Source organism: Streptomyces sp. SID13666 (assembly GCF_010548325.1).
Taxonomy (GTDB): Bacteria; Actinomycetota; Actinomycetes; order Streptomycetales; family Streptomycetaceae; genus Actinacidiphila; species Actinacidiphila fildesensis.
This window is the reverse complement of record NZ_JAAGLX010000058.1, coordinates 20,804-42,157: the sequence shown is the minus strand read 5'-3', so window position 1 is coordinate 42,157 and position 21,354 is coordinate 20,804. Positions and strand designations below refer to the sequence as shown.

General features: G+C 71.3%; 18 protein-coding genes and 1 rRNA gene. 11 read left to right on the top strand and 8 right to left on the bottom strand.

What is annotated here, in order from left to right; all coding sequences use genetic code 11:
* Window positions 1–7 precede the first annotated feature (7 nt).
* Window positions 8–124: ribosomal RNA gene (rrf, locus tag G3I60_RS39205) — 5S ribosomal RNA — on the top strand.
* A gap of 249 nt (window positions 125–373) precedes the next feature.
* Here rrf and G3I60_RS39200 read toward each other — a convergent pair.
* Genes G3I60_RS39200 through G3I60_RS39180 form a run of 5 tightly spaced genes read right to left on the bottom strand, consistent with a single transcriptional unit; the run spans window position 374 to window position 5,833 of the window.
* On the bottom strand, window positions 374–1,684 hold the full coding sequence (locus tag G3I60_RS39200; protein WP_164608356.1) for a DUF58 domain-containing protein: 1,311 nt from the start codon (window positions 1,682–1,684) through the stop codon (window positions 374–376).
* Between the two features lie 17 nt (window positions 1,685–1,701).
* Entirely contained in the window at window positions 1,702–2,667 is a 966-nt protein-coding gene (locus G3I60_RS39195) for a MoxR family ATPase (protein ID WP_138358896.1), read from the bottom strand.
* Window positions 2,664–3,926: a DUF4350 domain-containing protein gene (locus tag G3I60_RS39190; RefSeq protein ID WP_164608355.1), complete on the bottom strand. Its 1,263-nt coding sequence runs from the start codon at window positions 3,924–3,926 to the stop codon at window positions 2,664–2,666. Before G3I60_RS39190 ends, G3I60_RS39195 begins: the two co-directional genes overlap by 4 nt.
* Window positions 3,923–4,564 carry a DUF4129 domain-containing protein gene (locus G3I60_RS39185; protein WP_164608354.1) on the bottom strand — a complete coding sequence of 214 codons (642 nt, stop codon included), beginning with the start codon at window positions 4,562–4,564 and terminating at the stop codon, window positions 3,923–3,925. Before G3I60_RS39185 ends, G3I60_RS39190 begins: the two co-directional genes overlap by 4 nt.
* A gap of 6 nt (window positions 4,565–4,570) precedes the next feature.
* The gene (locus tag G3I60_RS39180) at window positions 4,571–5,833 is read right to left on the bottom strand and encodes a glycerophosphoryl diester phosphodiesterase membrane domain-containing protein (protein ID WP_164298264.1); all 1,263 of its coding nucleotides are present in this window, start codon (window positions 5,831–5,833) and stop codon (window positions 4,571–4,573) included.
* An 87-nt stretch (window positions 5,834–5,920) separates the two neighbouring features.
* Here G3I60_RS39180 and mtnA point away from each other — a divergent pair, with 87 nt between their 5' ends.
* The 7 genes from mtnA (at window position 5,921) to G3I60_RS39145 (ending at window position 14,376) form a co-directional block, all read left to right on the top strand.
* Window positions 5,921–6,988, top strand: a complete 1,068-nt coding sequence (gene mtnA / locus G3I60_RS39175) for an S-methyl-5-thioribose-1-phosphate isomerase (RefSeq protein ID WP_164298262.1) — start codon at window positions 5,921–5,923, stop codon at window positions 6,986–6,988.
* A gap of 243 nt (window positions 6,989–7,231) precedes the next feature.
* Entirely contained in the window at window positions 7,232–7,909 is a 678-nt protein-coding gene (gene mtrA, locus G3I60_RS39170; RefSeq protein WP_138358886.1) for a two-component system response regulator MtrA, read from the top strand.
* 1 nt (window position 7,910) lies between these two features.
* Window positions 7,911–9,815, top strand: coding sequence for an MtrAB system histidine kinase MtrB (gene mtrB / locus G3I60_RS39165; RefSeq protein WP_138358884.1), 1,905 nt, complete (start codon window positions 7,911–7,913; stop codon window positions 9,813–9,815).
* Window positions 9,815–11,665, top strand: coding sequence for an LpqB family beta-propeller domain-containing protein (locus G3I60_RS39160; protein WP_239070823.1), 1,851 nt, complete (start codon window positions 9,815–9,817; stop codon window positions 11,663–11,665). The genes mtrB and G3I60_RS39160 overlap by 1 nt, the downstream gene beginning before the upstream one ends.
* A gap of 166 nt (window positions 11,666–11,831) precedes the next feature.
* Window positions 11,832–12,545, top strand: coding sequence for a ComF family protein (locus G3I60_RS39155; RefSeq protein WP_138358882.1), 714 nt, complete (start codon window positions 11,832–11,834; stop codon window positions 12,543–12,545).
* Window positions 12,546–12,825: 280 nt separating this feature from the next.
* Window positions 12,826–13,503 (top strand): ribosome-associated translation inhibitor RaiA, encoded by a 678-nt coding sequence (gene raiA / locus G3I60_RS39150; protein WP_138358880.1) that lies wholly within the window; start codon window positions 12,826–12,828, stop codon window positions 13,501–13,503.
* Window positions 13,504–13,662: 159 nt separating this feature from the next.
* Window positions 13,663–14,376, top strand: coding sequence for a response regulator transcription factor (locus tag G3I60_RS39145; protein ID WP_307811558.1), 714 nt, complete (start codon window positions 13,663–13,665; stop codon window positions 14,374–14,376).
* Between the two features lie 69 nt (window positions 14,377–14,445).
* On the opposite strand, the gene G3I60_RS39140 is transcribed toward G3I60_RS39145, so the two are convergent.
* Window positions 14,446–15,642, bottom strand: a complete 1,197-nt coding sequence (locus tag G3I60_RS39140; protein WP_187144894.1) for a winged helix-turn-helix domain-containing protein — start codon at window positions 15,640–15,642, stop codon at window positions 14,446–14,448.
* Window positions 15,643–15,751: 109 nt separating this feature from the next.
* Window positions 15,752–16,342, bottom strand: coding sequence for a GNAT family N-acetyltransferase (locus G3I60_RS39135; RefSeq protein ID WP_164608353.1), 591 nt, complete (start codon window positions 16,340–16,342; stop codon window positions 15,752–15,754).
* Window positions 16,343–16,539: 197 nt separating this feature from the next.
* Here G3I60_RS39135 and secA point away from each other — a divergent pair, with 197 nt between their 5' ends.
* On the top strand, window positions 16,540–19,317 hold the full coding sequence (gene secA / locus G3I60_RS39130) for a preprotein translocase subunit SecA (protein WP_164298260.1): 2,778 nt from the start codon (window positions 16,540–16,542) through the stop codon (window positions 19,315–19,317).
* Between the two features lie 109 nt (window positions 19,318–19,426).
* On the opposite strand, the gene G3I60_RS39125 is transcribed toward secA, so the two are convergent.
* Window positions 19,427–19,900 carry an Rv3235 family protein gene (locus G3I60_RS39125; protein ID WP_164608352.1) on the bottom strand — a complete coding sequence of 158 codons (474 nt, stop codon included), beginning with the start codon at window positions 19,898–19,900 and terminating at the stop codon, window positions 19,427–19,429.
* A gap of 211 nt (window positions 19,901–20,111) precedes the next feature.
* Here G3I60_RS39125 and G3I60_RS39120 point away from each other — a divergent pair, with 211 nt between their 5' ends.
* Both G3I60_RS39120 and G3I60_RS39115 read left to right on the top strand, forming a co-directional pair.
* The gene (locus G3I60_RS39120) at window positions 20,112–20,618 is read left to right on the top strand and encodes a hypothetical protein (protein WP_164298256.1); all 507 of its coding nucleotides are present in this window, start codon (window positions 20,112–20,114) and stop codon (window positions 20,616–20,618) included.
* A gap of 40 nt (window positions 20,619–20,658) precedes the next feature.
* On the top strand, window positions 20,659–21,315 hold the full coding sequence (locus tag G3I60_RS39115) for an HAD family hydrolase (RefSeq protein ID WP_138357599.1): 657 nt from the start codon (window positions 20,659–20,661) through the stop codon (window positions 21,313–21,315).
* Window positions 21,316–21,354 lie beyond the last annotated feature (39 nt).

Below are 21,354 nucleotides of genomic sequence, written 5' to 3'. Positions count from 1 at the left end.
ATAGTGTTTCGGTGGTCATAGCGTTAGGGAAACGCCCGGTTACATTCCGAACCCGGAAGCTAAGCCTTTCAGCGCCGATGGTACTGCAGGGGGGACCCTGTGGGAGAGTAGGACGCCGCCGAACAATTTTTGAGAAGAAGCCCCCAGGCTATTGCCTGGGGGCTTCTTTGCGTTCTCGGTGCCGATCCAACGGTGTTGCCGGCAGCAGTATCGAGCCGGGCCCCGGATTCGATCCGGCCGCCTCCGATGACGATCCCCTGTCTCACGCCATCAACACACCACGACGCCTTCTCGAACCGATCGTAGTGGCCCGTACACCCTCAGCCGGCGATGGTGAACCCGTACTCCCCGGCGAACCTCAGCGGTCCCAGCACTAGAGGCGGCCGGCGGCCTTCAGGGCCAGGTACGTGTCCGCCAGAGCGGGGGCGATGTCCGTGGGTGGGGCGTCGACGACGGTGATGCCGTGGCGGGAGAGGCGCTGGCCGGTGCGGCGGCGTTCGGCTCGCGCTTGTTCGGCTGCTGCTGCCGCGTAGACGGCGTCCAGTGTGCCGCGGCCCCGGACCATTTCCTCGATGCGGGGGTCGGCCACGGACGCGATGAGGACTTCGTGCCGGTGGGTGAGCTGGGGGAGGACGGGAAGCAGGCCCTCCTCCATGGGGGCCGCGTCGAGCCCCGTGAGCAGGACGACGAGGGATCGGCGCGGGGCGCGCTGCAGGATCGCGGCGACCAGGCCCCTGGCATCGGACTCGACCAGTTCGGGTTCGATCGGCGCCATCGCGTTGACGAGCGCCGGAAGCATGTCGGTGGTGCCGCGGCCCTGGACGGAGGCGCGGATGCGGCGGTCGTAGGCGAGGAGGTCCACGCGGTCGCCGGCCCCGCCGGCGAGGACGGCGAGCAGCAGCGCGGCATCCATGGCGGCGTCGAGCCGGGGAGCGTCGCCGACCCGGCCCGCCGAGGTCCGGCTGGTGTCGAGCACGATGAGGATGTGCCGGTCGCGTTCCGGCCGCCAGGTGCGTACGGCGACGGTCGTGCGGCGGGCGCTCGCGCGCCAGTCGATCGAGCGGGTGTCGTCGCCGGGGATGTACTCGCGCAGCGAGTCGAACTCGGTGCCCTGACCGCGGATCAGAAGTGAGGTGCGGCCGTCGAGTTCGCGGAGCCGTGCCAGCCGGGAGGGCAGGTGCTTGCGGCTGGTGAAGGGCGGCAGTACGCGGACGGTCCACGGGATGCTGTGCGAGCCCTGGCGGGCGGCGAGGCCGAGCGGACCGTGCGAGCGCACGATGACACGTTCGGCTTGGCGGTCGCCGCGGCGGGTCGGGTGCAGCACGGTCGTGACGCGGCGGCGCTCGCCCGGTGGGACCACCAACCGGTGCCGGGACGCGGCCACTTCGGTGCCCGGGTGCCAGCTGCTGGGCGGCCAGGAGTCGCGCAGCAGGGCGCGCAGCGGCCGCCGGCCGGGGTTGGTGACGGTCAGCGTGACGTTCGCGGTTTCACCGAGTCGAACGGATGTATCACCGATTCGAGTGAAATGGAGCTTTCGTACTGGCGCGGCGAGCGCGAGGTCGCACAGAATTCCGAGCAGAAGCACGCCTTCGACAGCGAGGATGCCGCTCCAGCCGGGGAGCAGCACACCGACGGCGAGGGCGCCGAGTGCGGCGAGAAGGGCGGTGCGTCCGGTGAGTGCCATGGGCTGTTCCTGCCGGCCTAGCGAGGCACGGGGACGTGGGCGAGGATCGCGGTGATGACCGAGTCGGCCGTCACGCCCTCCATCTCGGCCTCGGGCCGGAGTTGCACCCGGTGGCGGAGGGTGGGCAGGGCGAGGGCCTTGACGTCGTCGGGAGTGACGTAGTCCCGGCCGGTGAGCCAGGCCCAGGCGCGCGAGGTCGCCAGCAGGGCGGTCGCACCACGCGGTGACACTCCGAGGGTGAAGGAGGGGGATTCTCGGGTGGCCCGGCAGAGGTCGACGATGTAGCCGGTGATCTCGGGGGAGACGGACGTCTTGGCGACGGCCGCGCGGGCGGCTTCGAGGTCGTCGGGGCCCGCGACGGGACGCAGGCCGGCGCCGGCGAGGTCCCGGGGGTTGAAGCCTTCCGCGTGCCGGGTGAGGACGTCTATCTCGGTGGCGCGCGAAGGCAGCGGAAGGATCAGCTTCAGCAGGAATCGGTCGAGTTGGGCTTCGGGGAGGGGATAGGTGCCCTCGTACTCGACCGGGTTCTGGGTGGCTGCGACCAGGAACGGGTCGGGTAGGAGGCGCGGAGTGCCGTCGACCGATACCTGGCGTTCCTCCATCGCTTCGAGGAGGGAGGCCTGGGTCTTGGGCGGGGTGCGGTTGATCTCGTCGGCGATCAGGAGGTTGGTGAAGACCGGGCCGGGCTGGAAGGAGAACTCGGCGGTGCGGGCGTCGTAGACGAGGGAACCGGTGACGTCGCCGGGCATGAGGTCGGGCGTGAACTGGACGCGCTTGGTCTCCAGTTGGAGCGAGGCTGCCAGGGCGCGGACCAGGAGGGTCTTGGCGACTCCGGGGACGCCTTCCAGGAGGACATGGCCGCGGCACAGCAGTGCGACCACCAAGCCTGTCACTGCTGCGTCCTGGCCGACGACGGCCTTGGCGATTTCGGTGCGCAGGGCCTCGAGTGAGGTGCGGGCACTGTCGGCTGTCGGGGCGCTCACGGAGTTGCGTACCTCTCTGTGGAAGTGATCCGGCGCTCGAGGTCGTCGAGGTCGTCGGCCAGACGCAGCAGGGCCGCGTCGTCGGATGGGGGCGGGCCGTAGAGCAGTGCGCCCGGGTCGGGATCCGGGCCGCCGGTGCCGGGGCTGCCGAGGAGGGCGGCGACGGCTGCGATGAGGGCCTCGGGGGCGGGTGCCGGGGAGATGCCGACGATCGGTGCGAGCCGGTCGCGGGTCGCCTGGCGCAGTGCTTCGGCGGCCCTGGCCCGGGCGTTGGCCCGGCGGTAGAGGCGGGCGCGGCCTTCGGTGGTTTCGGAGGCGTGCACGGCCACGGGGAGTCGTTCGGCGATGACGGGGCCGAGCCGGCGGGCTCTCCAGAGGGCGGTGACGACGGCGGCGATCAGCAGTTGGAGGAGACCCCAGCTCCAGCCGTCGGGGATGAGGTCGAAGAAGCTCTTGCGCTCGCCGTCGAGTGCGGAGGTGTCGCTGAGGGAGGGGAGGTACCAGACCAGTTTCGGGTGGGCGCCGAGGAGTTGGAGGGCGAGGGAGGCGTTGCCCTGCTCGGCGAGGCGGTCGTTGGTGAGGAGGACGGCGGAGCCGAGGACGACGGTGTCGCCGGTGCCGGCGGCAGGCAGCCGGATCAGGGTCGGGTTGCCGCCGCTGAGGTAGCAGCTGTCGGCGCCGGGGACGGAGGTCGCGTACTCGACGCCGCCGAGTTCGACGTCGCCCGCTCGGATGGCGCCGGGCAGCGAGCACTGCGGGGCGAGGGTCCGGGTGGCGGTGGGCGCGAGGGCCTGGACGCCGGGGGCGAGCGCTTCGGCCGCGGAGGGGCCGGGGGAGACGAGAACGGTACGGCCGCCGGACTGTTCGGCGGCGCTGTGGAGGAGGGACTGCTGATGAGGGGTGAGCAGGTCGGGGACGGCCACGAGCAGGGTGGTGTCCGTACCGAGCGCGGCGGTGGCTTCGTTGGTGGTGGTCACGACGGTGGTGGTGACGCCCTGGGCCGCGAGGAGTTGGGCGACGGCACGGCTGCCCGCGGGGTCGGCGGAGCGGGGGTCCAGTGCCCCATGGCTCTCGCCGGAGCGCAGCGCGGCATAGCCGATGCCGAAGATGAGGACGGCGAGCGCGGCTGCCAGGAGGGCGCGCGCGCGGGTCCACAGCTGGCGGGCGGTGGGGGAGACCGACGTGTCGCCCGTGTTGTCGGCGGGATCGGCGGCAGAGGTGGCCGGCGGGGCGGGTGCCGCGGAGAGGGGAGTGGTCATGGGCGGGCGTCCCCGGCGCCGGCGAACTGGGGTTTGGCGCGCTGCAGCCGGCTGTCGAGGTCGCGCAGGACCGCGTACGTCTGCTCGGTGCCGGTGCGGCCGCCGTAGGTGAGGTCGTCGAAGAGCCGGGCGGCGTCGCCCAGTTCGGTGGCGTGGCCGGGCAGCGCGCGGCCGGCGTCCGCGGCGGCTTCGTCGGCGGTACGGCCGGGACGCGGGTCCAGGACGGTCCGTTCCTCCAGGGCGCGGACGAGGGCGCGCATCCGTTCCTGGGACGCCTCGGTCCATCTGCGGGCGGCGGCGTGCTGCTCGGCGGCCGTGCGGTGTTCCGCGGCGGTGCGGGTGCGGTCGCCGAACAGGCCGGGCCCGCCGGTGGAGACCTGGCGCACCTTGCCGAGCCGCCAGCGCAGGGCGAGCAGCAGCAGGACGACGGTGAGGACGATGGCCAGCAGCCCCACCCCGCCGCCAGGGGTGGCGCCGGAGGCCACGGTCAGGAGGTCACCGACCTTCTCCCAGAGCCAGTCCAGGGCGCGCTGGAACAGGCTCGGGTCGTGCTGGTGGTAGATCCCCTTCGACAGCTCGTGCTCGGCCGCTTCGCGGGCGGCGTCGCGCGGGGTGGTGACCGGTGCGTCCCCCGACACCTGGGGTCAGCTCTCGGGAGTGGTGCGGTCCGGGGTCCGGGTGTCGCCGTAGCCCGGGAGGCCTGCGGCGCGGGCCAGTTCGATGTCGAGGGCCTCGCGGCGGATGCGCTGGTCCATGTAGAGCAGGGCGGTGACGCCCGCGCTGATGGGGAGGGTGATGGCAGTGCCGATGACGCCGCCGATGGCGGTGACGATGAGGAAGGTCCAGCCGAGGTTCGCGTTCTCGGACATGAAGGAGGTCATGCCGTCTCCGCTGACGGCCCCGGCGATGAGGGTGAACGGAGTCTGGATGATCATGGAGACGATGGTGACCAGGACCCAGGCGAGCAGCTGGACGCCGAGGATCCGCCACCAGGCTCCGCGGACCAGTTTCATGGAGCGCTTCATGGACGTGATGACGCCCTGCTTCTCCAGCATGAGGGTGGGAGAGGCGAGGCTCCAGCGGACCGACAGCCAGATCGCGACGACGGAGGCGGCGAGGCCGCCGATCACGGCGAGGGCGATACCGCCGCCGGTGCCGCCCAGGGCGATGATCACGATGCCCGGCACGGTGCCCGCCGCGATGATGAGCAGGGCGATCAGGGGGAGCAGCAGGGTCAGTCCGAGCAGGCGCAGCAGCTGGGGACGGGAGTCCCGCCAGGCCTCGCCGGTGGTGACCGGTCGTCCGAGTACCGCGCGGCTGATGACCATGGTGAGCATCGCGGTCGCGAAGATCATGGCGAGCAGGCTGATCAGGGCCGCGATGCCGGAACCGGCGAGGGCGCCGCCGGCCGAGCGCAGGATCTCGCCGGACGTCGCGTTCGGGTCCTTCTGGACCTGGTTGAAGTCCGAGTTCTCGTTCAGGAACAGGCCCTGGAGGACGACGAGTACGGCCTGGGTGACCAGGGCGACGGCCAGGGAGATGCCCAGCACGACCCGCCAGTGGGCGCGCATGGTGGAGACCGCGCCGTCGAGGATCTCACCAACGCCCAGCGGGCGGAGCGGGATCACCCCGGGCTTGGCCGCCGGGGGCCGGCCCCACGGTGCCGACTGCCAGCCGCCCGGGGCACCGCCCCAGCCGGGGCCGGGCTGCGGGGGCGGCGGAGGCGGGCTGCCCCAGCCGCCGCCGGCCGGCGCGGACCACTGGTCCGGCGGGGGCTGCTGCTTGGACCAGTTCGGAGCCGCGTCCTGCGGAGCGGGGGGTGGGGGCGGCGCCTGGGGACTGTCGCCGCGCTCCGGCTCGTCGGAGTCGGAGGATCCGGGCGATGCCCAGCCCGGAGAGTCGTTCATTGCTGCTGCCCCTTCGCCTGCGTTCAGTGTGCTGGCCATCGTGCCATGGGCTGCCGCCGGTGGGGCCCGGCAGGGCAGACTGGGCGGATGGGTGATCAGTTCTCGATACCGGCGGCCGATGTCATTCCCGCGCTCCGTTGGGAGGAGCCGCCGGAAGGACCGGTGCTGGTGCTCCTCGACCAGACCCGGCTGCCGGCCGAGGAGGTGGAGCTGGTCTGCACCGATGTGCAGGCGCTGGTGCGGGCGATCCGCGATCTCGCGGTGCGGGGTGCGCCGCTGCTGGGGATCGCCGGGGCCTACGGAGTGGCCCTCGCCGCGGCGCGTGGGTATGACGTGGACGAGGCGGCGGACCTGCTCGCGGGTGCCCGGCCGACCGCCGTCAATCTGGCGTACGGGGTGCGCCGGGCGGTGGACGTGTACCGGGCGGCGCTGCCCGGCGGCCTGGACGCGGCAGCGGCGGCGGTGCTCGCCGAGGCCCGTGCGGTGCACGCCGAGGACGCGGCGGCCAGTGCGTCCATGGCCCGCCGCGGTGCCGAACTGCTGGCGGAGCTGGCGCCGGGCGGTGGCTATCGGATCCTGACGCACTGCAACACCGGGGCGCTGGTCTCCGGCGGCGAGGGCACGGCGCTCGCCGTCGTGCTGGCGGTGCACCGGTCCGGTGAGCTGCGCCGGCTGTGGGTCGACGAGACCCGTCCGCTGCTCCAGGGCGCCCGGCTGACGGCGTACGAGGCGGCCCGCACCGGCATGCCGTACACCGTGCTCACCGACAACGCGGCCGGTTCGCTCTTCACCGCGGGCGAGGTCGACGCGGTGCTGATCGGCGCGGACCGCATCGCCGCCGACGGTTCGACGGCGAACAAGATCGGCAGCTATCCGCTGGCGGTGCTCGCCCGCTACCACAACGTCCCGTTCATCGTGGTGGCACCGTGCACGACCGTGGACCTGGCGACTCCGGACGGGGCCGCGATCGAGGTGGAGCAGCGTCCGGGCCATGAGGTGACGGATCTGGGGTCTCCGCTCGGTGCCCAGGCGTACAACCCCGCGTTCGATGTCACGCCGCCGGAGCTGATCACGGCCATCGTCACGGAGCGCGGCGTGGTTTCACCCGTCACGGCGGACGCACTCAGGGTGATGTGCGGTCCCGGGGCGGAGTGACGGCCGGATCCGTGGGCCGCTTGCGCTGCGTAACCTGTCCCTGGGCTCTGGCGCACGGTTGCACGGTCAGTGGCGAGATCCTGCACTGGCGTCTGTGCGCAGTACCGGAGTGACCTATACGCCATTTTTCAACGGGGCGCGATACCGCAGGCCGACCGCTGACCTGCGCAGACACGCCCGTGGACGAGGTGACTATTAACACGCTGGTCGATCAAACGGTTACGACAATGGGATGATGATGCAATGAAGGGTCGAGTCCTGGTCGTCGATGACGACACCGCACTGTCCGAGATGCTCGGCATCGTGCTGCGTGGTGAAGGTTTTGAGCCGTCGTTCGTAGCAGACGGTGACAAGGCTCTTGCCGCTTTCCGGGAGACCAAGCCTGATCTGGTTCTCCTCGACCTCATGCTCCCGGGTCGGGACGGCATCGATGTATGCCGGCTGATCCGTGCGGAGTCCGGGGTACCTATCGTCATGCTCACCGCGAAGAGCGACACCGTCGACATCGTGGTGGGCCTGGAGTCCGGCGCCGACGACTACGTCGTCAAGCCGTTCAAGCCGAAGGAGCTGGTCGCACGCGTCCGGGCCCGGTTGCGGCGGGCGGAGGAGCCGACACCCGAGCAGCTCGCGATCGGTGACCTCGTCATCGATGTGGCCGGGCACTCCGTCAAGCGGGAGGGCCAGCCGATCGCGCTGACCCCGCTGGAGTTCGACCTGCTGGTCGCGCTCGCCCGCAAGCCCTGGCAGGTGTTCACCCGCGAGGTGCTGCTGGAGCAGGTGTGGGGATACCGGCACGCGGCCGACACCCGGCTGGTCAATGTGCACGTCCAGCGGCTGCGCTCCAAGGTCGAGCAGGACCCCGAGCGTCCCGAGATCGTGGTGACCGTCCGCGGCGTCGGCTACAAGGCCGGTCCGGGCTGACATGTCGGCGTCGTACGAGCGTGAGCGCTTGGAGAGCCGGCATGCGGACCCGCTGAGCGGTCTGCTGCCGGTGCTGCGCTCGTGCGTGCGCTGGGCACGCCGTCCGTTGCTGCCCGCTGTCCGGCTGTGGCGGCGCAATATCCAGCTGCGCGTGGTGGCGGTGACGCTGCTGATGTCGCTGGGTGTCGTGCTGCTGCTGGGTGTGGTCGTCATCGGGCAGGTGAAGAACGGTCTGCTCGACGCGAAGGAACAGGCGTCGCGGGGCCAGGCGAGCGGTGGTTTCTCCGTGGCGCAGGCGCAGGCCGACAAGGAGAAGGAGCGGGACGCCGTTCCGGTCGCGGGGGGTGCGACCACCCGCGGAATGATCGACTCCGGCACCTGGCTGACCAACCTGGTCGGCCAGCTCGCCAGTGGCGGCAAGGGCGTCTACTCGGTCGTCGCGCTCAGCCCCGGGACCGGTGACGGCGCCGATGCCCGCGGCCCGCGCACCTCGGGCCTGCTGCTGCCGGACGACAGCATTCCGCAGGACCTGCGGGACAGCGTCGAGACGCGTTCCGGGTCGCACGAGACCTACGCGACGATCAAGCGGGAGAACGATTCCAAGCCGCAGAACGCCCTGGTCATCGGCAAACGGCTCAGCGATGTGAACGGCAAGCCGTACCAGCTCTACTACGTCTTCCCGTTCGATCAGGAAGAGACCACCCTCGGTCTGGTCAAGCGCACCCTGGCGACCGCGGGGATCTTCGTCGTGGTGCTGCTCGGGGCCATCGCCTGGCTGGTCACCCGCCAGGTCGTGACCCCGGTCAGGATGGCCGCCGGGATCTCCGAGCGGCTCGCCGCCGGCCGGCTCCAGGAGCGGATGAAGGTCTCGGGCGAGGACGACATCGCGCGGCTCGGCGAGTCCTTCAACAAGATGGCGCAGACCCTGCAGATCAAGATCCAGCAGCTGGAGGAGTTGTCCCGGCTGCAGCGCCGCTTCGTCTCGGACGTCTCGCACGAGCTGCGCACCCCGCTCACCACCGTCCGGATGGCCGCGGACGTCATCCATGACGCCCGTGAGGACTTCGACCCGGTCACCGCGCGCTCCGCGGAACTGCTCGGCAGCCAGCTCGACCGGTTCGAGGGGCTGCTGTCCGACCTGCTGGAGATCAGCCGCTTCGACGCGGGCGCCGCGGACCTGTCCGCCGAACCGATCGACCTGCGCGACGTGGTGCGGCGCGTGGTGGACGCCGCCGAGCCGCTGTCCGAACGCAAGGGCAGCCGGGTGATCATCAGGGGCGACGAGCAGCCGGTGATAGCGGAGGCCGACCCGCGCCGGGTCGAGCGCGTCCTGCGCAACCTCGTGGTCAACGCCGTGGAGCACGGTGAGGGCCGCGATGTGGTGGTCCGGCTGGCGACGGCCGACGGGGCGGTCGCGGTCGCGGTGCGGGACTACGGCGTGGGACTCAAGCCCGGTGAGGCGACCCGGGTGTTCAACCGGTTCTGGCGCGCCGATCCGGCGCGGGCCCGTACCACCGGCGGAACGGGCCTCGGCCTGTCGATCGCGGTGGAGGACGCCCGGCTGCACGGCGGGTGGCTGCAGGCATGGGGCGAGCCCGGCGGCGGCTCGCAGTTCCGCATGACGCTGCCGCGTACCGCGGGCGAGAGCCTGCGCGGCTCACCGATCGCGCTGGAGCCCGAGGACTCCCGGCGCAATCGCGGCCTGAACGCTTCCGGCGCGCCGCCGCGGCCGGACGCCCCGCCGATGCCACGTACCTCCCCGCTGTCGCCCGCGCTGCCGCCGATGCCGTCGGCACCGGCGCGGCCGCCGTCCGCGAACCCCGCGGCGCTGCCCGGGAACGGGTCGCGGGTGGTGGGGCACGAGCCGGGTGTCCCGGGAGACTCTGCACGGGAGGACGAACGCTGATGCGGGCGATGGGGGAGCGGCGGACCGGGTGGGGCGGTCGGCAGGCCCGGCTGTGGCTGCCGGTGGTCTGCGCGGTGCTGCTCGCGGGATGCGCGTCGATGCCGGGCAGCGGCGAGGTGCACAAGGTCGCGGGGGAGCAGAGCGCCGATTCGGACCAGCAGGTGCAGGTGCTCGGGATCAAGCCGCAGCCCGGCGAGTACCCCGACCAGATCGTGCGCGGGTTCCTGGAGGCGACCACCAGTGACGAGGCCGAGTACGCGACGGCCAAGGAGTACCTGACGACGTCGATGGCCCAGCACTGGGACCCGTTCGCGAAGATCACGGTCCTGTCGGGCGGCCCGTCGCCGGTCGAGGAGCAGGCCGGGACCGCGCGCAAGGAGGGCCTCCACACGTTCGGGCTGAGCGGTACGCAGGTCGCGGCGGTGGACGAGAAGCACGCCTACACCTCGGGTGACGGCACGACGTTCCACACCTCCTTCCAGCTGGTGAAGGAGAAGAACGAGTGGCGGATCGACTCGGTCGACAACGGGCTGGTGCTCACCGAGTCGGATTTCCAGCGGATCTACCACTCCGTCAACATGTACTACTTCGCCAACCTCGGGACACCCAGTGCGGGGGCGCCGACGCTGGTGGCCGACCCGGTGTATCTGCGGCGGCGGATAAATTCGCTGGAGTCGGCGGTCTCGGCGATGCTCGGCGGCCCGACCGACTGGCTCGGTCCCGTGGTGCGCTCCGCGGCGCCCAAGGGCGTGGCGCTCTACAACAAGGACGCGGACCACGGCGTCTCCCTCGATGACTCGCAGCATCTGCGGGTGCGGCTGAACTCGATGGCGGACCGCCTGGACGCGGCGCAGTGCCAGCGGCTGGCGGCGCAACTGCTGCCCACGGCGCAGAGCCAGTCGGCGACGAAGATCACCTCGGTGGAGGTGCAGCGCGCGAACGGCGATTCGGCGTGCACCCTGTCGGACGAACGGGCCAAGCCGTATCTGCCGGAGACGCTGAGCGGGGTCTCGCCCCGGCAGTTCTTCATCGACGACCACCAGCAGCTCGTCGCGCTGCCCGACGACAGCAGTTCGCTGGCGGAGACCGTGCCGGGCGTGCTCGGCGGCGCCACCGCGAAGCTCGTGTCGGCCGCGGTGCAGCGGGACGAGCAGTTCGCGGCCGGGGTCAGGACCGGCGGCCGCGAGCTGATCGTCGCGAGTATCGCCAAGAGCTCCGCCGACCCCGGACGGGTGGTGTTCACCAGCGCCGCGCACGCCGCGAACGACGGTCTGAGCGCGCCCAGCTGGGACGGGTACGGCAACCTGTGGGTGGCCGACCGCGACGGCCCGCGGTCCCGGCTGCTGATGCTGCGCGGCGGTACGGGCGAGCCCTACGAGGTGCCGGTGCCGGATCTCGGCGACGGGCGGATCCAGTCGCTGCGCGTCGCACCGGACGGGACGCGGATCGCGATGCTGGTGAAGAAGGGCGGCCGGACGACGCTGAAGCTCGGCCGGATCGAGCGGGGCGGGACGGCGGAGGTGCCCGTGATCACGGTGACGGCGCTGAAGGGCGTGACTCCGCAGCTGGAGGACGTCACCGCCGCGTCCTGGGCGGGCGGCAGCCGCCTGCTGGTGGTCGGGACCGAATCGGGTGGCCTGCAGCAGATCCAGTACATCAACACGGACGGCTCACTGCCGTCCACGCCCGCCCTGCCGGGCATCAGCGACGCGGCCTCGGTGGCGGCGTCGGAGGACCAGACGAAACCGCTGCTGGCGGCGTACAAGGGCGGTATCTACCGGCTGTTGGCGCAGGACGCGAACTGGAAGCAGATCGCGGCGAAGGGCATCGGGCCGGTCTACCCGGGCTGACGTCCGGCACGACACCCCTGGTGAGGGCCTTGTCCGGCGCCGGGTGAGGGTTCCGGGCCATGCCGGGCATCCGGTGCGGGCTCGGCCACGGTTCTCCCGCGCGGGGTTATCCACAGGCCGGGCGGGGGTCTGGTGAAGGGATCCCGCAGCGGGCAGAGTGGTGGCCATGCGGGCGTGGTGGCGGGAGTTCACCGGACTGGTCCTGCCGGTCGACTGCGCGGGATGTGGCCGGCCGCGCACGGCACTGTGCGGTGCGTGCGGAGAGCTGCTGGGCTCGACGGACGGGGCGGCCGTGCGGCGGGTGCGGCCGGATCCGGCGCCGGGCGGGCTGCCGGTGGTCCATGCCGCGGCTACCTACGCGGACGAGGTGCGGGCGGTAGTGCTCGCGCACAAGGAACGCGGCGCTCTGGGGCTGGCACGGCCGCTGGGCGCGGCATTGGCCGGGGCGGTGCTCAAGGTGGGCGCCGTGGGGCCGTTGCTGCTGGTGCCGGTGCCCTCCGCGCGGCGGACGGTCGCGGCCCGGGGGCACGACGCGACCCGGCGGATCGCACGGTGCGCGGCCGGGGAACTGCGCAGGTCGGGGCAGCGCGCGCGGGTGGCCGCCGTGCTGCGCCAGCGGCGGGCGGTCGCCGACCAGGCGCGGCTGAGCGGGCGCGAGCGGCTGGAGAACCTGTCGGGTGCCGTGGTGGCCGCAAGCGGTGGCCACAGGCTGCTGGAGGTGGCTCCTGTGGTGCTGGTGGATGACCTGATGACCACCGGGGCGTCGCTGGCCGCGGCGGCGCGGGCGGTGGAGGCGGCGGGCGGCCGGATCGCCGGTGCGGCGGTCGTCGCGGGGCCGGTGGGAACGGAACTTTGGCCTGAAAGACATCGTTGCAGCTAGTACAGCCGGGCGTTCACCCGAACGGAGGTATACCGATGCTGGGGATGCCGACCTCCGCTCCTCAGGACTATGTTCGGTTGTGAGGCAAGGTGAACATCATGGGGTGTTGATCTTGCTGGTGGGGGAGAAGGAGGTGAAAGCGGCCGCTTCGGTGGCTCCGGGGAATTCCGGGGCAGGAGAAGCAGCAGCTGACGCAGCGCCGGACGGGACAGGTGCCCGGCCGGCCTAAGCGAATGGGATGCGCTCCGCGTGTTCGGAGCGATCCGGAACGGAGTTCTGAGTGGACATCGTCATCAAGGGCCGCAAGACCGACGTGCCTGATCGGTTCCGTAAGCACGTGACCGAGAAGCTGGACAAGATCCAGAAGCTCGATGGCAAGGTGATCAGCCTTGACGTCGAGGTGTCCAAAGAGCTCAACCCCCGCCAGTCGGACCGTTCCGACCGGGTGGAGATCACACTGAACACCCGCGGCCCCGTGGTGCGAGCCGAGGCCTCTGCGGCCGATCCGTATGCCGCGCTCGACCTCGCGGTGGCCAAGTTGGAGGCGCGGCTGCGCAAGGCGGCCGACAAGCGCCGGGTGCATCACGGCGGAGGGCGTACGCCCCTCAGCGTCGCCCAGGCCACAGCCTCGCTGACCGGCGAGCTGAACGGCTCGGCGCCCGCACCGGCCGTGGAGAACGCCGTACCGACGACCCGGATCGGGCCGCTCGAGGTACAGGGGGACGGCCCGTTGGTGGTGCGCGAGAAGACGCACGCCGCGGCGCCGATGGCGCTCGATCAGGCTCTCTACGAGATGGAGCTGGTCGGGCACGACTTTTATCTGTTCATCGACTCCGACACGGGCTCACCGAGTGTCGTCTACCGGCGGCACGGCTACGACTACGGAGTCATTCACCTGAAGGCGGACCCGTCCGCCGAGGAGGCGCCCGCAGGCGCGGGCGGCGCGCTACGCCGCTGATTCACAGCTGAAACGCACCATGGATGGCATCGCCCCCGGGGCCTTTCCCGGGGGCGACGCCGCGCCCCGGACAGGCCCCAATCATGAAAGCATGGGTGTAGCTGCCAACTCTGGCCTGAGGGGGAGGATCTGATGCCGGACAGCTTCGAGCCCGCAGACATCAGCGACGAGGGGCACGCCCCTGCGAGGGACCACCTGGAGGCGCCCCGCAAGGAGCCCATCCGGGTACTGGTCGTCGACGATCACGCCCTGTTCCGGCGGGGGCTGGAGATCGTCCTCGCGCAGGAGGAGGACATCCAGGTCATCGGCGAGGCGGGGGACGGCGCGGAGGCGGTGGAGAAGGCCGCCGACCTGCTGCCGGACATCGTGCTGATGGACGTCCGGATGCCCAGGCGCGGCGGTATCGAGGCCTGCACCTCCATCAAGGAGGTCGCCCCCAGCGCCAAGATCATCATGTTGACGATAAGCGATGAAGAGGCCGACCTCTACGAAGCGATCAAGGCCGGCGCGACGGGATATCTGCTCAAGGAGATCTCCACGGACGAGGTCGCCACCGCCATCCGCGCGGTCGCCGACGGCCAGTCGCAGATCAGCCCTTCGATGGCGTCCAAGCTCCTCACCGAGTTCAAGTCGATGATCCAGCGGACCGACGAGCGGCGGCTGGTGCCCGCACCGCGGCTCACCGACCGGGAGCTGGAAGTGCTCAAGCTCGTGGCGACCGGTCTGAACAACCGTGACATCGCCAAGCAGTTGTTCATCAGCGAGAACACCGTGAAGAACCACGTGCGCAACATCCTGGAGAAGCTGCAGCTGCACTCCAGGATGGAGGCCGTGGTCTACGCGATGCGCGAGAAGATCCTCGAAATCAGATAGCCGGTAGCCGGTGTCCGGTGGCCGGTAGCCAGCAACAGGAGACGCCGGCGCCGGGCAAGGGGCGCCGGGTCAGCGGCGGTCGTGAGTCCGGTTCAGGGCGTCCGCCAGCGGCTCCCGCAGCGCTTCCGGCAGCACCCGTTCCACCCGCGCCTCCACGCAGCCGACCCAGCCCGCCGCCTCGGCGATCGCCTCGGCCGCCGGCTGCACCGCCTTCGGGCCGTCGAGCGTCACCTGCCGGGCCACGAGGGTGCTGCCCTCGCGTGCCGGGTCCACCCGGCCCACCAGATTCCCGCCCGCCAGCAGCGGCATCGCGAAATAGCCGTGGATGCGCTTCGGCTTGGGGACGTACGCCTCCAGCCGGTGGGTGAAACCGAAGATCCGCTCGGTGCGCGGCCGGTCCCAGACCAGGGAGTCGAACGGGGACAGCAGGGTCGTACGGTGCCGGCCGCGCTTCGCGGCGGACTCGGCGTCCAGCACCAGCGGGTCCGCCCAGGCCGGCTTGCCCCAGCCCTCGACCTCCACCGGGACCAGTCCGGAGCCCTCGATCACCGCCATCACCTGCTCGCCCTTGAGCCGGTGGTAGTCCGCGAGGTCGGCGCGGGTGGCCACGCCCATCGCCGCCCCGGCCTGCGCCACGAGCCGCCGCATGCACTCCGCGTCATCGATGTCGTCGTGCAGCAGAGCGTCCGGAATGGCGCGCTCCGCCAGGTCGTAGACGCGCTTCCAGCCGCGCCGCTCGGTGCAGACCACCTGGCCGGTGTCGAGCAGCCACTCCACCGCGATCTTCGTCTCCGACCAGTCCCACCAGGGGCCGCCGTTCTTGGCGCCGCCCAGTTCCGTGGACGTGAGCGGCCCGTCGGCCTTGAGCCGGTCCAGTACGGCGCCGCACGAGCGGTCGGCGTCCTCCAGCACGTGCCAGCGGTGGCCGCGGTCCCGCCGGGCGCGGCGCCGGAAGGCGAAGTGCGGCCATTCCTCGATGGGCAGGATGCAGGCGGCGTGCGACCAGTACTCGAAGGCGTGCGACTCGGTCCAGTACGCCTTCTCGATGGCGTCCCGGCCCACGGCGCCCAGCCGTGCGTACGGAATGAGCTCGTGCGACCGCGCCAGGACGGAGATCGTGTCGAGCTGGACCGCTCCCAGCCGGCGCAGCACCCCGCGGACCCCGGCGCGCCGGTCCGGGACGCCGAGCAGGCCCTGCGCGCGCAGGGCGATCCGGCGGGCATCGTCCGCGGACAGGGTGGCTACGGGGCGGGGCAGCGGTGTCATGCCGGAGAGCCTAGAACGCGCCACTGACAATGCCCCGGGCCCACCGGCGACCCGGCCGCCCGCGACCCGTGCACCGCCTGCCGAGGTCCCACTCGCCCGCCGAGGATCCCTACTCGACCGGGAAGGGCAGATACGGCGTCGCCAGCGGAAGCCCCAGGTCCGAGGGGAGCAGCGAACCGGTCCAGCAGTCCCGCCGGGTGCCGTTGTGGACGATCTTGGCCCGCATGGTGCCCTCCATGACGAAGCCGATCCTGCGGGCGACCGCGCGCGATCCCTCGTTGCCCGCGTCCGCGAACCACTCCATCCGCTGCACGCCCAGGTCGGCGAAGGCCCACCGGCACACCGCGAGGCCGGCCTCCACGGTGTATCCGCGGCCGCGCTGCTCCTTGACCGCCCAGTAGCCGAGCTCGGCCTGGTGGTCGGGCGCGCCCAGCTTGCCGAGCCGCACCAGTCCGACGGAGCCGACCAGCGTGCCGCCGTCCCTGGTGAAGGCGCCGAAGTTGTAGAGGATGTCGTCGGCCCACCCCTGGGCGCTCACCGGACCGGTGAAATCCGCCGCGTCCTGACGCGTGTACGGCGACGGGACGCTGGTCCAGCGGGGGATCTCCGGGTCCTGGCAGGCCTGGTACACCGCGTCGGCGTCGGCCGGCCCCAGCGTGCGCAGAACCAGGCGTTCGGTGGTGAGGGTGATGGGCTCCATGAGCGGAGTATCGCCGACCGCCGGGCCGGTTGAAAAAGCGATTTGTATCACTACGCGGGGTGACGGCGGACCGGTGTGCTGACGGACCTCCCGGCCTGCAGGTGTCCTCGCTTACGATGGCCGTTGCGGCGGAGTGCATCCCGCTGTGCCCAGCGCGAGATTACGTGCCAGGCCCGACCGGCAAGGAGCCAGCCTACGTGTCCGTCTTCAACAAGCTCATGCGTGCAGGCGAAGGCAAGATCCTGCGCAAGCTGCACCGCATCGCGGACCAGGTCAATTCCATTGAAGAGGACTTCGTCAATCTGACGGACGCCGAGCTGCGGGCCCTCACCGACGAGTACAAGGAACGGTACGAGGGCGGCGAGACCCTCGACGACCTGCTTCCCGAGGCGTTCGCCACGGTCCGTGAGGCCGCCAAGCGCGTGCTCGGCCAGCGTCACTACGACGTCCAGATGATGGGCGGCGCAGCTCTCCACCTCGGATATGTCGCGGAAATGCGCACCGGTGAGGGCAAGACCCTGGTCGGCACCCTGCCCGCGTACCTGAACGCGATCTCCGGCAAGGGCGTCCACCTCATCACCGTCAACGACTACCTCGCCGAGCGTGACTCGGAGTGGATGGGCCGGGTGCACAAATTCCTCGGCCTCGAGGTCGGCTGCATCCTGGCGAACATGTCGCCGGCGCAGCGCCGCGAGATGTACAACTGCGACATCACGTACGGCACCAACAACGAGTTCGGCTTCGACTACCTGCGCGACAACATGGCGTGGTCGAAGGACGAGCTGGTGCAGCGCGGCCACAACTTCGCGATCGTCGACGAGGTCGACTCGATCCTCGTGGACGAGGCCCGTACCCCGCTGATCATCTCCGGCCCCGCGGACCAGGCCACCAAGTGGTACGCCGACTTCGCGCGCCTGGTGAAGCGGCTGAACAAGGGCGAGGCCGGCAGCATCGGCGTCGAGGAGACCGGCGACTACGAGGTCGACGAGAAGAAGCGCACGGTCGCCATCCACGAGAGCGGCGTCGCCAAGGTCGAGGACTGGCTCGGCATCGACAACCTCTACGAGTCGGTGAACACCCCGCTCGTCGGTTACCTGAACAACGCGATCAAGGCCAAGGAGCTCTACAAGAACGACAAGGACTACGTCGTCATGGACGGCGAAGTCATGATCGTCGACGAGCACACCGGCCGTATCCTCGCGGGCCGCCGCTACAACGAGGGCATGCACCAGGCGATCGAGGCGAAGGAAGGGGTCGACATCAAGGACGAGAACCAGACCCTCGCCACGATCACCCTGCAGAACTTCTTCCGCCTCTACGACAAGCTCTCCGGCATGACCGGTACGGCCATGACCGAGGCCGCCGAGTTCCACCAGATCTACAAGCTCGGTGTCGTCCCGATCCCGACCAACCGGGACCTCGCGCGGCTGGACCGGGCGGACCTGATCTACCGCACCGAGGAGGCGAAGTTCGCGGCGGTCGTCGAGGACATCGCCGAGAAGCACGAGAAGGGCCAGCCGGTCCTGGTCGGCACCGTCTCGGTCGCGAAGTCCGAGTACCTGTCGGCGCAGCTGTCCAAGCGCGGTGTCCCGCACGAGGTGCTGAACGCCAAGCAGCACGACCGGGAGGCGTCCATCGTCGCCCAGGCCGGCCGCAAGGGCGCGGTCACCGTCGCCACGAACATGGCCGGCCGTGGCACCGACATCAAGCTCGGCGGCAACCCCGAGGACCTCGCCGAGGCCGAGCTGCGCCAGCGCGGCCTGGACCCGGTCGAGCACGTCGAGGAGTGGGCCGCGGACCTGCCGGCGGCGCTGGAGCGCGCCGAGGCGGCCGTCAAGGCCGAGTTCGAAGAGGTCAAGGAGCTCGGCGGCCTGTACGTGCTGGGCACCGAGCGCCACGAGTCCCGCCGGATCGACAACCAGCTGCGCGGCCGCTCCGGCCGTCAGGGCGACCCGGGCGAGTCCCGCTTCTACCTCTCCCTCGGTGACGACCTGATGCGCCTGTTCAAGGCGCAGATGGTCGAGCGTGTGATGTCGATGGCCAATGTGCCGGACGACGTCCCGATCGAGAACAAGATGGTGACGCGCGCGATCGCGTCCGCCCAGTCGCAGGTCGAGCAGCAGAACTTCGAGATCCGCAAGAACGTCCTGAAGTACGACGAGGTGCTCAACCGCCAGCGCGAGGTCATCTACGGCGAGCGCCGCCGCGTCCTGGAGGGCGAGGACCTGCACGAGCAGGTGCGGCACTTCATGGACGACACGATCGAGGCGTACATCGACGCCGAGACGAAGGACGGCTTCGCCGAGGACTGGGACCTGGACCGGCTGTGGAACGCCTTCGGGCAGCTCTACCCGATCAAGATCACCGTCGAGGACCTGGAGGACGCGGCCGGCGACCGGGCAGGCATCACCGCCGAGTTCATCGCCGAGACCGTCAAGGACGACATCACCGAGCAGTACGAGGAGCGCGAGGCGCAGCTCTCCGGTGACGTCATGCGCGAGCTGGAGCGGCGCGTGGTCCTGTCGGTGCTGGACCGCAAGTGGCGCGAGCACCTCTACGAGATGGACTACCTCCAGGAGGGCATCGGGCTGCGCGCCATGGCGCAGCGCGACCCGCTGGTCGAGTACCAGCGCGAGGGCTTCGACATGTTCACCGCCATGATGGAGGGCATCAAGGAGGAGTCCGTCGGCTACCTGTTCAACCTGGACGTCCAGGTCGAGCAGCAGGTCGAGGAGGTCCCGGTCGAGGACGCGGCGCCGTCGCTCGTCAAGGACGCCCGTCCGGAGATCCGCGCCAAGGGCCTGGAGGCCCCGAAGCGGGCGGACCGGCTGCACTTCTCCGCTCCTTCGGTGGACGGCGAGGGCGGTGTCGTCGAGGGCGACTTCGAGAGCGAGGGTGCCGGTTCCGACGGGGACGGCCAGACGCGCGCGGAGCGCCGCAAGGCCGCCAAGGGCGGCAAGCGCCGCAAGAAGTAGCGCGGGCGCACGGCGCGAAAAGTCGCGCGGTAAGCACCGGCCGGGGCCGGACTCCCATCGTGGGGGTCCGGCCCCGGCCGCGTTCCCACGAGGCCGCGGGGGCGGCGGGTCAGCGGGCCTCGACCGCGGTGCAGCGCCAGACACCCCCGCCCGCCCCGTCGGCGTCCCCGCCCGTTCCGCCCGCCGGGCCGCGCTCCAGCCGGAAGGCGATGGCGCGGAAGGCGTCATGGGCCAGGGAGACGACGGCCGTCACCTCCAGGGCGCCGTCGTGCTGCCGCGCGACCTGGCAGCTGTGGACGTAGGGTGCCTCCCCGCGGGCCCGGCGCTGCCAGTCGGCGCGGGAGGTCACCAGCTCCCAGAGCCGGTCGTAGGCGGGGCCGCGGACCCGGCCGGCGAGGCAGCTGATGGGCTGCCGTCCGGTGAGGACGGTGAGCAGCCGGCCGGCGAACCACAGGTGTGGCGGAACGGCGGCCGGCCGGCCCGCCCGGACCGGCGGGCGCCGGTGGTCGTGCCGGTTGGGCGGCCCGGACCGGCGGGTGCGGGCCGGGCCGGGACGGGCGGACGCGGGTGAGGTGACGGCCATGCTGATACCCCCGTGGTGCGGTGCCGGCGGGATCCGCCGGATTCGGCCGGATGTGGCCGGGTGCGTACCCGGGCCACCGGTTTCTACCGTTCGGTAACCCGGTTGTACGCGCCACCGGGGGGCGGGGACAACGCGGTCCGCCGGCGCGGGACGCGGGCGGCCGTTTCACCTATCCGCGTGGTCGCGCCGTTACGCACATATGCTGACGGCCATGCGCGTCTACATCCCCACGACCCTGTCCGGCCTGGCCGAGGCCCACAAGGCGGGCGAACTGGGCCCCGCACCGCTGGACGCCTACGCGGTCACCCCCAGCCTTCGCGAGTGGTACGTCTCCGACGACATCGAGGAGCTGGAGTACGCGGCGCTGACCCGGGCCGCCCAGGCGTCGCTCCGGCAGCTCGCCGTGAACCCCGACGCCCCGCGCCGCCGCATCGTGCTCGCGGTGGACGTGCCGGAGTCGGCCGTCACCTTCGACCCGGACCGCGGGCTGGACGCCGCAGCCCTCGGCGAGGTCCGGCTGGCCGCGGTGGTGTCGATGAGCGATGCCGCCGCCGTACACCTGGACGCCACCGACGCGGAGCAGGACGTGACCGCCGCGGCGCTGGCGCTGGGCGCGGCCGACGCGGGCGACGACGACGCCCAGTTCACCGTCGACGGCGCGGAGGACCACGAGCTGCTCTGGTTCGCGACGCAGGAGATCCCCAACCTGATCGGCTGAGGCCGCCGGGCTGTCGTACCCGCCGGGTAACGTCGGGGGCGTGAACGCTCATCTGGTGTGGGACTGGAACGGGACCCTTTTCCACGACATCGACGCGGTGCTGGAGGCCACGAACGCCTCCTTCGCCGAGCTCGGCCTGTCCCCGATCACCCTGGACCGCTACCGCGAGCTGTACTGCGTGCCGGTGCCGAAGTTCTACGAGCGGCTGATCGGCCGGCTGCCCACGGACGCGGAGTGGGTGGTGATGGACGAGGCGTTCCACCGGCACTACTGGGAGCGGGCGGGGAACTGCGGTCTCGCCGAGGGCGCGGCCGAGCTGCTCGCCGCCCAGCAGCACGCGGGGCTGACGCAGTCGCTCTGTTCGCTCGCCCCGCACGATCTGCTGATACCGATCGTGCGCACCCACGGCATCGAGCGGCACTTCGTCCGGATGGACGGCGCGACCGGGCCGTCCGGCGGCGGCAAGGCCGAGCAGATGGTCCGCCACCTTGCCGCCCTGGAGGGCGTCTCACCCGACCGCGTCGTCGTCATCGGCGATGCGGTGGACGACGCGCTGGCGGCGGCCCACGCGGGCGCACACGCCGTTCTGTACACCGGGGGGTCGCACAGCCGGGTCAGTCTGGCGGCCGCCGGGGTGCCGGTGGTGGATTCGCTCGCGGAGGCGGTCGAGGCCGCCCGGCGGCTCACCGCGGGATGACAGGTCCGGATGATCGGCCCTGAATGACCAGGGCCGGTC

Excerpts from the sequence above, each read along its gene's own strand:
- G3I60_RS39200 (WP_164608356.1), bottom strand. The coding sequence starts at position 1,684 with ATGGCACTCACCGGACGCACCGCCCTTCTCGCCGCACTCGGCGCCCTC.
- G3I60_RS39190 (WP_164608355.1), bottom strand. The coding sequence starts at position 3,926 with ATGACCACTCCCCTCTCCGCGGCACCCGCCCCGCCGGCCACCTCTGCC.
- G3I60_RS39180 (WP_164298264.1), bottom strand. The coding sequence starts at position 5,833 with ATGAACGACTCTCCGGGCTGGGCATCGCCCGGATCCTCCGACTCCGAC.
- mtnA (WP_164298262.1), top strand. The coding sequence starts at position 5,921 with ATGGGTGATCAGTTCTCGATACCGGCGGCCGATGTCATTCCCGCGCTC.
- mtrA (WP_138358886.1), top strand. The coding sequence starts at position 7,232 with ATGAAGGGTCGAGTCCTGGTCGTCGATGACGACACCGCACTGTCCGAG.
- mtrB (WP_138358884.1), top strand. The coding sequence starts at position 7,911 with ATGTCGGCGTCGTACGAGCGTGAGCGCTTGGAGAGCCGGCATGCGGAC.
- G3I60_RS39160 (WP_239070823.1), top strand. The coding sequence starts at position 9,815 with ATGCGGGCGATGGGGGAGCGGCGGACCGGGTGGGGCGGTCGGCAGGCC.
- G3I60_RS39155 (WP_138358882.1), top strand. The coding sequence starts at position 11,832 with ATGCGGGCGTGGTGGCGGGAGTTCACCGGACTGGTCCTGCCGGTCGAC.
- G3I60_RS39140 (WP_187144894.1), bottom strand. The coding sequence starts at position 15,642 with ATGACACCGCTGCCCCGCCCCGTAGCCACCCTGTCCGCGGACGATGCC.
- G3I60_RS39135 (WP_164608353.1), bottom strand. The coding sequence starts at position 16,342 with ATGGAGCCCATCACCCTCACCACCGAACGCCTGGTTCTGCGCACGCTG.
- G3I60_RS39125 (WP_164608352.1), bottom strand. The coding sequence starts at position 19,900 with ATGGCCGTCACCTCACCCGCGTCCGCCCGTCCCGGCCCGGCCCGCACC.
- G3I60_RS39120 (WP_164298256.1), top strand. The coding sequence starts at position 20,112 with ATGCGCGTCTACATCCCCACGACCCTGTCCGGCCTGGCCGAGGCCCAC.